General features: G+C 56.2%; 15 protein-coding genes. All 15 read right to left on the bottom strand.

The genetic code is table 11. The features are described from left to right. Positions 1-286: 286 nt before the first annotated feature. Positions 287-1,033 (bottom strand): endonuclease/exonuclease/phosphatase family protein, encoded by a 747-nt coding sequence (locus tag DFR38_RS06510; RefSeq protein ID WP_110313166.1) that lies wholly within the window; start codon positions 1,031-1,033, stop codon positions 287-289. A 198-nt stretch (positions 1,034-1,231) separates the two neighbouring features. Further along, the gene (locus DFR38_RS20920) at positions 1,232-1,714 is read right to left on the bottom strand and encodes a hypothetical protein (RefSeq protein WP_146215931.1); all 483 of its coding nucleotides are present in this window, start codon (positions 1,712-1,714) and stop codon (positions 1,232-1,234) included. A 1-nt stretch (position 1,715) separates the two neighbouring features. Further along, entirely contained in the window at positions 1,716-1,982 is a 267-nt protein-coding gene (locus DFR38_RS06520; RefSeq protein WP_110313167.1) for a hypothetical protein, read from the bottom strand. Between the two features lie 9 nt (positions 1,983-1,991). Beyond that, complete coding sequence (locus DFR38_RS20925; protein ID WP_146215932.1) at positions 1,992-2,576, bottom strand: transglycosylase SLT domain-containing protein; 585 nt, start codon at positions 2,574-2,576, stop codon at positions 1,992-1,994. Positions 2,577-2,593: 17 nt separating this feature from the next. After that, a complete protein-coding gene (locus DFR38_RS06525; RefSeq protein WP_110313168.1) occupies positions 2,594-2,893 on the bottom strand; it encodes a hypothetical protein in 300 nt (99 codons plus the stop codon). Between the two features lie 218 nt (positions 2,894-3,111). Further along, positions 3,112-4,431: a hypothetical protein gene (locus DFR38_RS06530; RefSeq protein ID WP_146215933.1), complete on the bottom strand. Its 1,320-nt coding sequence runs from the start codon at positions 4,429-4,431 to the stop codon at positions 3,112-3,114. A gap of 6 nt (positions 4,432-4,437) precedes the next feature. Next, positions 4,438-5,529, bottom strand: coding sequence for a hypothetical protein (locus DFR38_RS06535; protein ID WP_059284548.1), 1,092 nt, complete (start codon positions 5,527-5,529; stop codon positions 4,438-4,440). A gap of 10 nt (positions 5,530-5,539) precedes the next feature. Then, the gene (locus DFR38_RS20930) at positions 5,540-5,878 is read right to left on the bottom strand and encodes a hypothetical protein (RefSeq protein ID WP_146215934.1); all 339 of its coding nucleotides are present in this window, start codon (positions 5,876-5,878) and stop codon (positions 5,540-5,542) included. Between the two features lies 1 nt (position 5,879). Further along, positions 5,880-6,482: a hypothetical protein gene (locus DFR38_RS20935; protein WP_153010707.1), complete on the bottom strand. Its 603-nt coding sequence runs from the start codon at positions 6,480-6,482 to the stop codon at positions 5,880-5,882. Positions 6,483-6,513: 31 nt separating this feature from the next. After that, entirely contained in the window at positions 6,514-7,200 is a 687-nt protein-coding gene (locus DFR38_RS06540; protein ID WP_059284546.1) for a hypothetical protein, read from the bottom strand. Between the two features lie 12 nt (positions 7,201-7,212). After that, on the bottom strand, positions 7,213-8,520 hold the full coding sequence (locus DFR38_RS06545; RefSeq protein ID WP_059284545.1) for a hypothetical protein: 1,308 nt from the start codon (positions 8,518-8,520) through the stop codon (positions 7,213-7,215). Positions 8,521-8,599: 79 nt separating this feature from the next. After that, entirely contained in the window at positions 8,600-8,923 is a 324-nt protein-coding gene (locus tag DFR38_RS06550; RefSeq protein WP_193394261.1) for a hypothetical protein, read from the bottom strand. Positions 8,924-8,928: 5 nt separating this feature from the next. Next, the gene (locus DFR38_RS06555; protein WP_059284543.1) at positions 8,929-9,318 is read right to left on the bottom strand and encodes a hypothetical protein; all 390 of its coding nucleotides are present in this window, start codon (positions 9,316-9,318) and stop codon (positions 8,929-8,931) included. Positions 9,319-9,320: 2 nt separating this feature from the next. After that, entirely contained in the window at positions 9,321-11,336 is a 2,016-nt protein-coding gene (locus DFR38_RS06560) for an Ig-like domain-containing protein (protein WP_110313170.1), read from the bottom strand. Between the two features lie 219 nt (positions 11,337-11,555). Next, the gene (locus tag DFR38_RS20940; protein ID WP_146215936.1) at positions 11,556-12,068 is read right to left on the bottom strand and encodes a hypothetical protein; all 513 of its coding nucleotides are present in this window, start codon (positions 12,066-12,068) and stop codon (positions 11,556-11,558) included. Positions 12,069-12,077: the final 9 nt, after the last annotated feature.

Here is a 12,077-nt window from a genome sequence, read left to right on the forward strand (position 1 = left end):
ATGCTTGGTAAAGATTATATAAGCAGAAGAGAGTGCATCGGGGTCTGCTTACCCACGCTTTAGCTGTTTTACGCCCGCAAGCTGTGTCAAATCGGCGATCAAGTTTGGATGTATTTGAACATGGATTTTCATATTGCGTCAAGCCCAATGCAGCATTCCTGCCATGAATAGACATTTTTTGCAGGAAACCGGCGTTATTACACCAGAATACTCAGGAATCAAGCAGTGATTGATCAATCGGCAATCGCCGATATTCCAATGCGAAAACAGCCCCCCCCACGCCTGCTCAGGCAGGCAACAAGGAGGCGCAGATCGGCAGGTGGTCGGATAACCGCGACCAGGGCCGGCCATGCTGCACTTCGGCACTCACCACCTGCAGGCCGCGCACATAGATGCGATCCAGCGGCAACAGCGGCATGCGCGCCGGAAAACTCAGCGCATAGCGCCCGCTCTTTTGCTGGAACACCTCCTGCAGGCCGGCCTCCTGCAGGCAGTGGCTGGCCTCGCCCTGCCAGTCATTGAAGTCGCCGGCCAGGATGATGGGCACATCCGGCGCAATGGCAGCACCGATGTAATGCACCAGATTGGCATATTGCTTGCGGCGGTCGCGCGCCAGCAGATTGAGATGGGCACACAAGGCCACCACCGGCTGCTGCCAGCCCTTGGGCAGCATCACGCAATGCAGCACGCCCCGGCTTTCAAAGCGGTTGACCGAGATATCGCGATTGCACCACTCGATGATGGGATAGCGTGACAGCAGCGCATTGCCATGGTGGCCATGCTCATACGCCGCATTCAGCCCGTAGGCCACCTTGTGGTCCAGCCGCCGTGCCAGGTAGTGGTGCTGCGGCAGCAGCGGCCAGCCCTCATGACGCAAGGCGCGCAGCAGGTTCTTGCCCTGTACCTCCTGCAAGAACAGCAGGTCGGGGGACAGTGTCTCCAGCGCCTGGGCAATTTCTTCCACGCGCAGGTGACGGTTAAGCGGCGACATGCCTTTGTGGATGTTATAGGTAGTGACCTTGAGGGGATTCATTTAAAAATCAATCACTTAAAACAAAATCACACATGAAAAAGCAGCAATAAAAGAAAAATTTCGTCACTGAAAAATCAAAGACTTAGCAACGAATATCGGGATAAAGATCACCACTGTCACATGAGGTAAGCTCATTAATCTACAGCATTATGGACAAATGAAAGCCCCATTGACAGGGCTTTCATTTTTTAAAAATGTTTAATTGTTAGAATTTTCGCGGCCACTAGAAACCACCACCTGGCATGCCTGCAGCTGCTTTACAACATCATCCGCCTCAGCGGCTAGTCGTAGAGCAGCGTCTCCATGCGCCGCAAGAAAGTCGCCTGGCGCGGATGCATCACGTCGGCCGGAGCCGGCGATAGCTGCGGGCAGCTTCCCGGCGCGGACGGCAGCGAGCTGCTGGTCACGCAGCCGGGCAGCAGCACGCAGCCGAGCAAGAGCGCCATCAAGATCTTTTTTTCCATCACTCAATCCCTTCTGATATTCAGCACTTGCTGCAGCATCACTTGCTGCAACCTTATGCTCGATGACACGCGCATTCTGTACTGCAACAGTTACGCCACGCGCAGCCGAGACATCCGCCTTTGCACTAGCAATCACAGGTCGATCTACTGCACCACGCACCCACACCCCAACACCAACCAGGGCAGCAATAACACCAACGACGATAAATACCCGCATATCAACCACCCTTTAACCGGGCCAGCGTGACGATCCCCGCCCATATCGCCGCCAGCAAACCAACAATCAGCCCCGTAACAAGACTGGTGATGATCTTGTCACTGATGCCATCCACACGCTTTGCCAGGCGAACAGCACCATCAACCCCAGCCTCACGTAGCGCTTTTTCCGCCCCCTGCTTCGCCGCCTCCTCCAGCAACTCAGAAAACTGCTCACGCGGCAGCACAACAACGTCGTTGGGCATTGCGCAATGGTTATCACCGGACATGAAAGACCCCTATTCTTTGAAGTAGATTTTGTATTTGGGACGGCGCACGACCATGACATTCCGGACATGCGTATTTGTGATATCTGCGAATGACTGGCCATAACCAGCTACACGCGACTTGCTTTGCGTACTTGAGCGCTCCATATGGCCAAACCAGCGGCCCGCAACACAACCAGGCATTGCCTTACACTTTGCCCGGCGCTTCATCACTGAGCCCAAACCGGAGTTATAAGCGGCATCCATCATCGCCATACGATCCTCAGGCGATGCCGCCCAGCCTATCGCCCGGTACGATGTGCGATTTTTCAACACCACCGCCGCGAGCTGAAAGCGTGGATCATATGCATTCGCCCACGACCAACCCCGTAATTCAGGATGAGCAGAAGCCAACTCAGCAACTGCATCAAAGCGTACCGAACCATCAGCCCGGTACGCTCGCGTAAATTGCCCCAGGCCGGCACCAAGCTCCCGGCTTGTCCGAAGCGTGGCAGCAGCCTGCCAGCCACTCTCTTGCTCAACCTGAGCCGCCAAAACAGATCTGGCCGGAATATCCGGCCAGTATTGTTGAATCGACGTTGAGAGCAGAGGCAGCAATGCCAACGCACTTGCAGCTATCGGCCCAGCCACAGCACTGTACCGATGATGATTGCGGCTACAAAAATTCGATCAGCCAGTACAACCAGCGCTGCACCAATAGGGCTTGCTATTGCCAGCTCAGCGACAAGCGACATATCGACATGAAACATGATTTTTCTGAGCAGCAAAGATAGGCCAACAACAGCAGGAATAATCAGGAGCAGTGCGCCCCAGGTAGATGCCAAAACTTGATCAAAACACACAAGACCAAGCACAGCAGGAACAATAAGCAGGAAAAGACGCAAATCAACAAATCGGCGAAGAATAATAAGCATGCTGCCTCCACAAATAAAAAAACCCGCGATTGCGGGATATTTAAAAAATAAAATGCTTAACTACCACTCAACATCACCCTTAATTTCAAAGGATGATTTCCTTCACTGACCCAACCAACATATGCAACGTATGTCAGGATCATTTGCCGACTGGCACGGGGCCACTACACTGCACTCCTGGCAGATGACTTCATCGGCGCTCAAAGTGATCATGCATATCAGAACTCCGTTTCCGCATACATGGAGTGTAAATCCAACCCGACTGCAAGCGCTGTGGCGTTATTGCAGCGCCAGGCGCGAGGGGCGAGCAACGTAGCGTTAGCCGGCAGCGTGGCGCCCGCAGTACCTGGACCAACAGACCCTTCCACGAAAGTACCGGTGTCCCTGCGCTCAAGGCGGTAATACACGACCCCATTGGCGCTCGACGGGCTGTATAGCGTGAAATCGTAGATCGGGCCACCCGTGATGCCTGTATTGGACATCGGTGGAAATCCCGTGCCCAAAGCGATTGCCGTTTGTGCAGCACTGCCGCCGTACACGATATACAGCTGAGTGGCATCTGCGGACAGCTGCGCGAGGCCGATAGAGTTTGTAAGCGTATTTGCTTCTACGTTTGTCGGAGGCGACACGTTGCTAGACATGCCCACGAATGCACGCGCCCCAGACACAGCCGCCGGATCAGAGAAATTCAGCCGCCAGGTGAACTGGAAACCACCATAACTGCCATTGCCCAGTGCGTACTGAGCTGTCGCGGTGTAGGTGCCCGACAATGAGCCGGCGGTCGTAGCACTGGTATAGCCGAGCCGGGTAGCCATACCCACCATGGTTCCTGCTGTTACAGTGCGTGGCGTTGCTGCACCCACGCGAGTCTGCGACGGGAAGTTACCGTAGAACACACCGCTGGAGTCCACGTTGCCAGAAATCCAGCCACCTATCTTGCGGTCCCATTGGGCTACTTGTGATATGGCGCGATGACCCATGCTAGGCAGGTTTGCGTCGAGCGTGCGGCCGGCTATCGTCTGCCCGTATGTAAGCGCGCTGCCGGCGGCAGGAGCTGTCGGGATCGATGCCGCAAAGCGCACTGCGGAAGTCGCCGTGCTGCCGTTGACTTGCAGCTTGTCAGTTCCGTTGTCCGTTGCGGTGTTCAGCAATAGATTCCCGCTGGAAGGCAGGGACATTTGCAGCGCCCAGGTTACGGCAGAACCTGCAGCGCCAGGAGCGGAGTAGTACCACGCATGCACGCCGTTAGATACTGAGTACAGTGACGCGGGGTTAGCGGTTTTCAGGGTCCACCCACTCGCCCCTACATAGGCGTTTTGCGATACCTGAAACGAAAGCACATTCTGCGAAATAAATGCTCCGCCTAGCAGTTCCATAGCACCCACGGAACTGCGCCAAGCACTGGCGGTGGTGCCCGCCGATATAGCTCCACTTGCGTTGAGGTTTCCAGCCACCTGCAGCGCGCTGGCACCATCGTCTGATGTGCTGGCACTGCCACCTACAAGCAGGCGGCCCAGCAGCCTTTTTAGTGTGGCCATATCTCGTTACCCGTGGACAACTACGCGCAGCGAGTTAGCTGCCGGTGCGGTGGGGAAGTTGAAAGTGACCACCGAGGTGCCGGTGGCCGTCCAGTCGGCTTCATACGCCTGGTTGGTGCTTGCGTCGCGGATAGACACAGTGATGTCCTGAGTACCCAAGCCGTGTGCAACAGCGATGCTGACAGAGCTGCCATCACCGATAGTCGCCGCGTACTTCCGAGCAGCCACCGCGGCGTCCAGATACACGCCAGTGCTGTCGGACACGATGCCTCCACCAGCTTTGGCGTTTACTGCGAACGATGCACCAGTCAGCGTCAAGCCGTAGCCCGCGCTGTATGCACTACCTGCGCCGAACTGCACGATGGACAGCGAGGTGGTGCCGAGGGTGATAGTACCGGTGGTGCTTACCTTCCACTGGCTCCCCCCGTAGGTAGTGCCCTGTTCAACCAGCCAGAACGCCTGCGGGGTGATAATGTCAACATCACGAGTCCATGCGCCGGCGGCCACCACATACACGCCGTTCTGGGTTGCTGCGGTCTGGCCAACCAGCAGCAGGCGCTGGCCTGCAGTCATCGCCACCCCGTCGACAGTCGGCAGACCAGACAGCGAGGCAATGTTGCTGGCAGCCAGCGCCACAACAGACGGCTTGTTATCGATACCGGCAGCAGATGCTTGAATCTGCGCCTGCACCCAGCTGTACTCAGCTGCATGTCCAGCCGCGGTAGGCGTGGCCAGTCCGGTCAGGGTGAAGCCAGCCATCGGGATGTTTGCAGACGGTGCAGCAAAGTCGCTGAGCTTATACGCTTTGACCGTCGTTGCCAGATCGCTGATGGTGCTCGAAAGTTGAGTGCCGGTATGGTTCGCCCGTGACAGAGGGTTAGTAGCCAGTGCGCTGATCTGGATAGAACCGTCAGTGAGCTGTGCGGCATCCGTGGGGCGCCATGCGGCGCCGCTCCAGACGTATGCCGTGCCAGTTGCAGTATTAGTGTAGACCTGGCCTACACCCGGGCTGGATGGAGCCGACGCAAGCGGGTGCAGCAGCGCGTTCTGCAGCTGCAGCTTGTTCAAATCGACGTGCGCGAGGTACTTGCGAGACATGGTTTACTCCTTAACTAAGATACGCTTCACCGCTGAACGGCGCTGCAAATGAGACGACTACAACTCCAGGCTCGGGATAGGTTACTTCCCCGAAGACTTCATCCCCGGCGCTATCGATAACCCGAACTCCAGGCTTGAACGCAAAATCGTGTGAAATTACCCACTCAGAAAGCAGGCCATCCTGTATGAATCGAACAGTAGATGCTGCTGTACCGGATACCCCAGGATCACCCTGCCTGCCCGGCGACCCCGGCGGCCCCGGAATACCCTCAACCACATGGCAAGGCTCCGGATCATCAACAATTGCAGTAATGACAAGCTCTTGCTCAACAACAACTGGTATATCCATATCAAACCTCTACAACCTCGAATGAACTACCCAATACCGTCCGCACCACTCCATCAGTCCAGCGCAACACCAACTGAAACAGCAAAGGGCCAAGCGGCCACTGCCGTGTATCATCAGCAGACACGGTCACTAGAAATCCACCATCCTGCTGTGCAATGACTGCAGGGACTGCAAGTACCGGCCCACCAGGGCGGAAGAAGCGCGCTGATGCAGTTACACCAGAAAGATCCAGCGGCTGACCAAACTGCACTACCGCACCGCTGGTATATTTCGGCCAACCAATCCCAGAAAGATTGCTCAACTCCAGCCAGTCAGCATCTATTGCCGTTACCTGATGAAAGTCATCACCCAGCGGCGGGCGATTACGGGCAGTCAACCCAGGAAGGCTGACCCCAATGAATGCGACTCTCCAAACCGGAGGCAGCCCATGGTTTGGAATTTTCAACCGCGCACAGTCACTTGAAGCATCCACGCTAATAACTGCTCGTGACTGCAACTTCCCCGACTCCAGTCGAACATGCCGGCGGAAGGTATCTCCGCGAAGATGTTTCATGAGTACCCTTAAATAAAAAAGCCCGCTTTTGCGGGCCTCTAAATAAGACAAAATTACTATTCCATCATGCTAGCCAGCATAATCAACTAGCCACCACGCGCACCTCACTCATGATGTATGCCACACAGTTCATACGATCCAGAAACGCATCAAAGTGCCATGTAACAAGACCGCCCGTACCCATGGTCGGCCAGTTCACTGCACTACCATCCTTCATTTTCCAGCGGCCTGCAGTACCGCCAATCTGAACAGGGCTTCCGCCATTGCGAACCAGGGTCACCCGGAAACGGTCACCCGGAAAAATTGAATCAGGTGACAGCATTAAAAAGACCGGGTCCGGGCTATCGTATGCGCTGAGATCAATTGATTGTGCTGGCCAGTCGATCTGCAGATTGGACTGATACATGCCTGCCCCGACCCAGTGTGGATAACCCATGGCGGCTTGCAACATCGCGGCCGTCACCGTCACAAACACCCGGCAGGGTATGGCGTCCCAGCTGATGGAGTTTTGGTCCACCCAGTTGCCGGACAGCATGACCGGCTCGACCCCACGGATGATCTGGTCTTCAGATACCCGCAGCTCAATGATTTCGCGCTGACTGCCGTCAATGGCTTCAATCGCTACGCGCATCGCGGTATGCCCTACAAGCATCTCACGCGTAGGGCTGGCATTCGGCCACACCGCAGCCACAAAGTTACTAGCGTTGCCAAAGGCCTGCTGATCCAGCCCGGACAGGGTCACATCAGAGTTGTTAAACATCGAAAACATATAAACCTCCCGTTAAACCCAACACAGCTGTTCTGCAAGCGTACTGCCGGCAGCTGGAACACTGACCGCAACTTGCCCGGTAACCGGGTGCTTGCTGGCGTAGACAAACTGAAACTTGTTCCCTTGCTGAAATGACAACCGCTGAGCCTCGCTGAGGCTCCCCTGGTTCAGCTTCTGACCGGTCACAACATCGACAAGCTGCCATTTTGCGGACTCATTATCCGACCACGCTGCAACCAGCAGATCCCGCGCTAGTGAGTAGCACCCCATCCATACAACGGCATCATCCCCATAATTAAGTCCGCCGCCGGCCTGCAGGGGCTTACCATTACTATCGGCATCAACACCAGTCGCGCTCATGACCACCCAGCTGTCCCAAATATCCTTATCCCACACAGCGCTGATGACCTCTGCTCCCCCAAACGTGATCCTTGTAGTCACCCGGCGATGCACCTTGTTGCTGACACGGACAGACCAAAGTTTGGTTTCAAGGTAGGAGTAAGGTACACAGGCATAGTCTTGCGTCAGAACGCTATGGGCCTCGCAGGTGATCGGCTGTGGCTGATCATCCCGGTAGGCATAGCCGACGATGCGACTATAGGTATGATCATGTGGGTAATAAGCGGTGACGTTGGTTGCCATCGGCTGGATAGCTAAGCGATTGGCCGTCATGCCGTATTGCGCATCACAGGAGCGTGCGGGCTGCGTATAGTCCCGTAGCTCAAGTCCACCGCCCTCTACAGGTACAGCTTGAGTGACCGTAAAGCTATTAAACTGCGTGGGAAGGCTGCTCGTATTCGGCAGCTCTGCCATGGATATCTGTGGCGTGCCACCGACTGGCCAGGTCACCGTCATTTCAAAAAAACGGCACTCTGCAGACCACAATTTCATGCCGATGTTATCGCCACCCAATACCGTGCTGGCCGCAAACACAGCACGGTGGCCAGCTACGTCCAATAGTTTCCAATAGAGCGGCTCATTGATTGCCGGAATACCGGTCACACTATGTATTTGTTGCGACGGCCAGATCGTCCACCAGATTGCCTTTATGCCACCACCCGGGATGGTGATCGCAAGATTCCGGTTGGTGCCAAAACTCATGAATACCGCAGCATCACCGCGATAGCCGGGCTCAGTCATCAGCTGCTGGCCATACAGCTGCCCACCCGACACGATGGCATAAGGCAACCAGTAGCGGCCGGCAGCCTGCTCAGTAGCGGCATCGGGATCGGTACCTGCAACAAAGCCAGGCACCGATACGGCATAGCAAAAACCTGTCCCAGGGAAAGCATAGCCATCCTGCTGCAGGCCATTAGCCATGGTGACCGTGCCGTTTTTACACAGCCCGTGTACGGCATGTCCGAGGCGATTAATCTGCAGCGGCAGGGGGCCGCCAAGATCAGGAGGCGGTAGGCTGGGCATAGTTAAACACCACCTCCCTGGCAGATTTATCTTTCATCACAACGCTTTTGATTGGCTGATATGCAATCTGCAGCAGCCCATCCGACGTGACTGCCTGCACAGTCGGCCAGTAGCTTCTGGACTGCTCGGTCAGCGGCGAGTCAATCCCACCGCTGCCAGCCGTACCAGCCGGCTGAGTGGCGGTTCCTTTTGCAGTGGCACCGGGAATCCCTCCCCGCGCCGGCAGCGCCGGTAGCCGCTTGGCTGAGGCAGCCGGCTGCTGCAGCGCCTTGCCGATAATGTCGGCGTCCTGCTTGCTCATCCCGCTCATAGCGACACCTCTTTCACTTCGCTACTGCTGATCGTCAAGCCGGCATGAGAGCCCGTGCTGAGACCAGCACAATCCACCTGCAGCCAGATAGCGACCAGGTCATCCAGTTGGGCAGCCAATGCCAGATCGGCACCCGGCACTGCGCTGCTGAGATCCGCTTGGGTTAGTGCCAGCCGAAACGCGGCAGGCTGGACGTCGCCAGTCGAGACGACAGATAAGCGGATCGGCTGGCCATCCGTCGACATTGTCCGCACGCCAGCAGCCGGGCCAACATACAGCCGCTGCTGGAGTGGACTGGCCAGGGTATCGTTAATACCAGCTAGCGCCAGCTGGGTCACTGGCTGGGTTCGGGCGGCGTCGTAATACAGTGCAAAAGAGAGCGACATAGCTACCTCAGTTCAAAAGGGTCAACCGGTATGGCCACACTGATCTCATAAGACATCGGGCGGTCAATCGGGTCGGTCATGTATGGATGGATAGCATTAGTGGTCAGGGCTACCGAGCGCGGATATTGCGAAGTCGCGTCACCGGTCGCACCCGTAGTCCACGACGTGCCTGCAATCAGGTCGCCTCGCCCTTCCCACGCGCTCGGGACCGGCACCGTAGCCGATTGCGACAGATTGGCCGCGCCGGTAATAACTGGACTCTGCAGCGGTTCATCAGGGGCGGTGCCGACACCCACAAGCGCACTGATGGCCAGCTCGATGTCCGTCTCAGCCCTGCCGCTATCGATTGCGTAGCGCTCGACAAACCGGGCAACTTTGCCGATAGCGTGCAGGTCAGAGGAGTCCACCTGCAGGCGCTGCGATAGATCCAGTGTTGCGCTGGCCACAGTGGTGAATGTCACCCGGCTGGCGCGGTGGCTGGCCAGTATCTGACGGCGTGCTTTTGCCGCCAGGCAAACCAGCGCAGCATCGATATCGGCGCGGGACACCGTCGGCAGACTTGTGTAGTCAGTACTGGCCTTGATGACCGGTTCGACATTCAAATCCTTTTCCCATGCATCGGCATTGAAGTTGCTAGTGGCATCGATAGCAGCCGTTGCCCCTTGGGTTTTGCGAGCGCCGAGAGCCGCGACAGAGTCCGGCGCGGATACTGTGACACGCCAGCGCTCAGTCACCGGCTGAGCAATGCGACGATGCAGCCACAGAGTTGCCGACTCACAGCGCGGATCTGATGCCGGGTCTCCGGTGTACTCGTTCTTGAAGATCAGCATTTCAATGACATCGGCTGCCGGGCCAGGTGCACCATTGATCACGTTGCCATCCCGGTCGATATAGCCAACGACTGCACTACCTTGCTTGGGTGATGTGTATGTCGTCTTGTCGACGATCCAGCCTGACTGACTGGCGGCCGATTCAAAGAGCGAACGTTCTGGCAGGATAAAAGCATGGCCATTGCGACCGAGAACAAGCTCCGGGTAGGAAATGCCCATCGACCACTGGTAAATCGTTTCGGCAAGATGCAAGCGTGGATAGCGGTATTCCAGCGTGCAATCGGTGCTGGCCACTTTTTCGCTGGCTGCAGACGATACTGCCCCTTCGTTCGCCTCGGCAGCTGTGGCCACGGTGAATGAGGTTCCCCATGCCTCCCACGTCCAGCTGCTGGTCACCGTGATATGCGGGGTATGGATACCAGGCGCCAGCGCATACGGGGGCTGCACCGCAAAATAGCCCGTGGCCGATGCCGTGGTAACCACACTCTGACCACCAATCGTCAGAGTGACAGTTGCACCTGGCTCAACCGTTCCGCCGATTAACGGTCTAGCATTTGCGGTCAGGTTATCGGTTGCAGACTTGCCGGTATCGTTTGCGCTGTCGTGAATCAGGCCGCAAATACTGGTCGTTGATACAGCCCCCAGGCCAACGGTGTCATTTGTGACCAGGTTGGTGACATCGCTCAGTGCTACCGGCCGGACCTCCAGCGAACCATCCTTGATATCGTCGTCAGTCACCGTCGCAGCCTGACCAGTCCCGGCCCAAGCAGTTAGTCGTGGATTGCCGTAGGCATCCAGATCAAAGCTGCCCGCGACGGTAGCTAGCCGACCTTCGGCATACTGCAAGCTGTTGGCAGCTTCACCGCCTACATGGTCGGACCAGTACCCACCGAGCATTGCGGCCAGGGCGGCGCGGCTGGATTGCGCCAGTAAATCACGCCGACTATCAGCAGCATGCAAAGTAACCCGGCCCGACTCCAAATCGAACTGGGGCAGCACAATCTGGCCGGTAAATCTGCGGACCCACGCACCATTGGCAATCGGCTGGACATCGATAACGAGGCTTTCCCCACTAAAGCTAGCCAAGCCATCACCGGCGGCAAGGCTTAGCACAACCGAAGCAATACGTGCAGCGCCTTCCTCAGCCTCAATTTCAACAACACCCTCAACTCGATCCGACAGCTCCACCCCACCTACTAATACCCGAACATTCCACCCCTCTGCCGGCAGAGATACCGGTAGTACATTCAGGCTAATTGGTACTGATATAGAGCCAGAAGGTAGCGTAGTAACCGTCAATACAACAGGAACAGAAAGCCTATCAGCCTTCGATATAGGGGAACTGCTACCGGCAGATGCATTGATTGCCGCACTATTTATAGCTGAGCCATTAATCATTACATCCCCTTATTTTTCCTCAAACACTAGCTCCCACCCCCAAGAAGCTGCCATGGGATTGCCAGAACTAGAAGCAGTTACAAAACCCACAAGACGAGGCCAGTAAGTCAACTGATACTGCTGCGCGCCAGCCACATCAGATATCGTGGCCACTCCACCTGAAATAGAAACATCCGCAGGGACAAGCTCACTACCAACAACCGCATGACCACATGGCGTAATATCTAAACGATGTGCTGGAATAGCGATCATTCGAGATGGACTAGCTATAACCCTCGGAACGATACAATCCAGCTCATGCGAAATTGACTGATCTAACTGAGCCAAACCAGCTGGCATCCAGCCCGTACCAGAAAGGGTAGTTTTCAGCTTTATCCAATTTGTTTGCTTTCTTGCAGCCCCGCTCCGCGCTCGAAAGATACTGCTCCCACCTTCTACCGCCGCATAGGTTTGCGATATTTCTAAACCAGCCAGCAAGGGGATAATCAACCCGTCTACATAAACATGATGCTCAGGCGACATATTTCCCCC

The sequence above is a fragment of the Aquitalea magnusonii genome (genome assembly GCF_003202035.1).
GTDB classification, from domain to species: Bacteria; Pseudomonadota; Gammaproteobacteria; order Burkholderiales; family Chromobacteriaceae; genus Aquitalea; species Aquitalea magnusonii.

Coding starts and splice junctions, on each gene's coding strand:
- DFR38_RS06510 (WP_110313166.1), bottom strand. CDS start 1,033: ATGAATCCCCTCAAGGTCACTACCTATAACATCCACAAAGGCATGTCG.
- DFR38_RS20920 (WP_146215931.1), bottom strand. CDS start 1,714: ATGCGGGTATTTATCGTCGTTGGTGTTATTGCTGCCCTGGTTGGTGTT.
- DFR38_RS06520 (WP_110313167.1), bottom strand. CDS start 1,982: ATGTCCGGTGATAACCATTGCGCAATGCCCAACGACGTTGTTGTGCTG.
- DFR38_RS06525 (WP_110313168.1), bottom strand. CDS start 2,893: ATGCTTATTATTCTTCGCCGATTTGTTGATTTGCGTCTTTTCCTGCTT.
- DFR38_RS06530 (WP_146215933.1), bottom strand. CDS start 4,431: ATGGCCACACTAAAAAGGCTGCTGGGCCGCCTGCTTGTAGGTGGCAGT.
- DFR38_RS06535 (WP_059284548.1), bottom strand. CDS start 5,529: ATGTCTCGCAAGTACCTCGCGCACGTCGATTTGAACAAGCTGCAGCTG.
- DFR38_RS20930 (WP_146215934.1), bottom strand. CDS start 5,878: ATGGATATACCAGTTGTTGTTGAGCAAGAGCTTGTCATTACTGCAATT.
- DFR38_RS06540 (WP_059284546.1), bottom strand. CDS start 7,200: ATGTTTTCGATGTTTAACAACTCTGATGTGACCCTGTCCGGGCTGGAT.
- DFR38_RS06545 (WP_059284545.1), bottom strand. CDS start 8,520: ATGGCTAATGGCCTGCAGCAGGATGGCTATGCTTTCCCTGGGACAGGT.
- DFR38_RS06550 (WP_193394261.1), bottom strand. CDS start 8,923: ATGAGCAAGCAGGACGCCGACATTATCGGCAAGGCGCTGCAGCAGCCG.
- DFR38_RS06555 (WP_059284543.1), bottom strand. CDS start 9,318: ATGTCGCTCTCTTTTGCACTGTATTACGACGCCGCCCGAACCCAGCCA.
- DFR38_RS20940 (WP_146215936.1), bottom strand. CDS start 12,068: ATGTCGCCTGAGCATCATGTTTATGTAGACGGGTTGATTATCCCCTTG.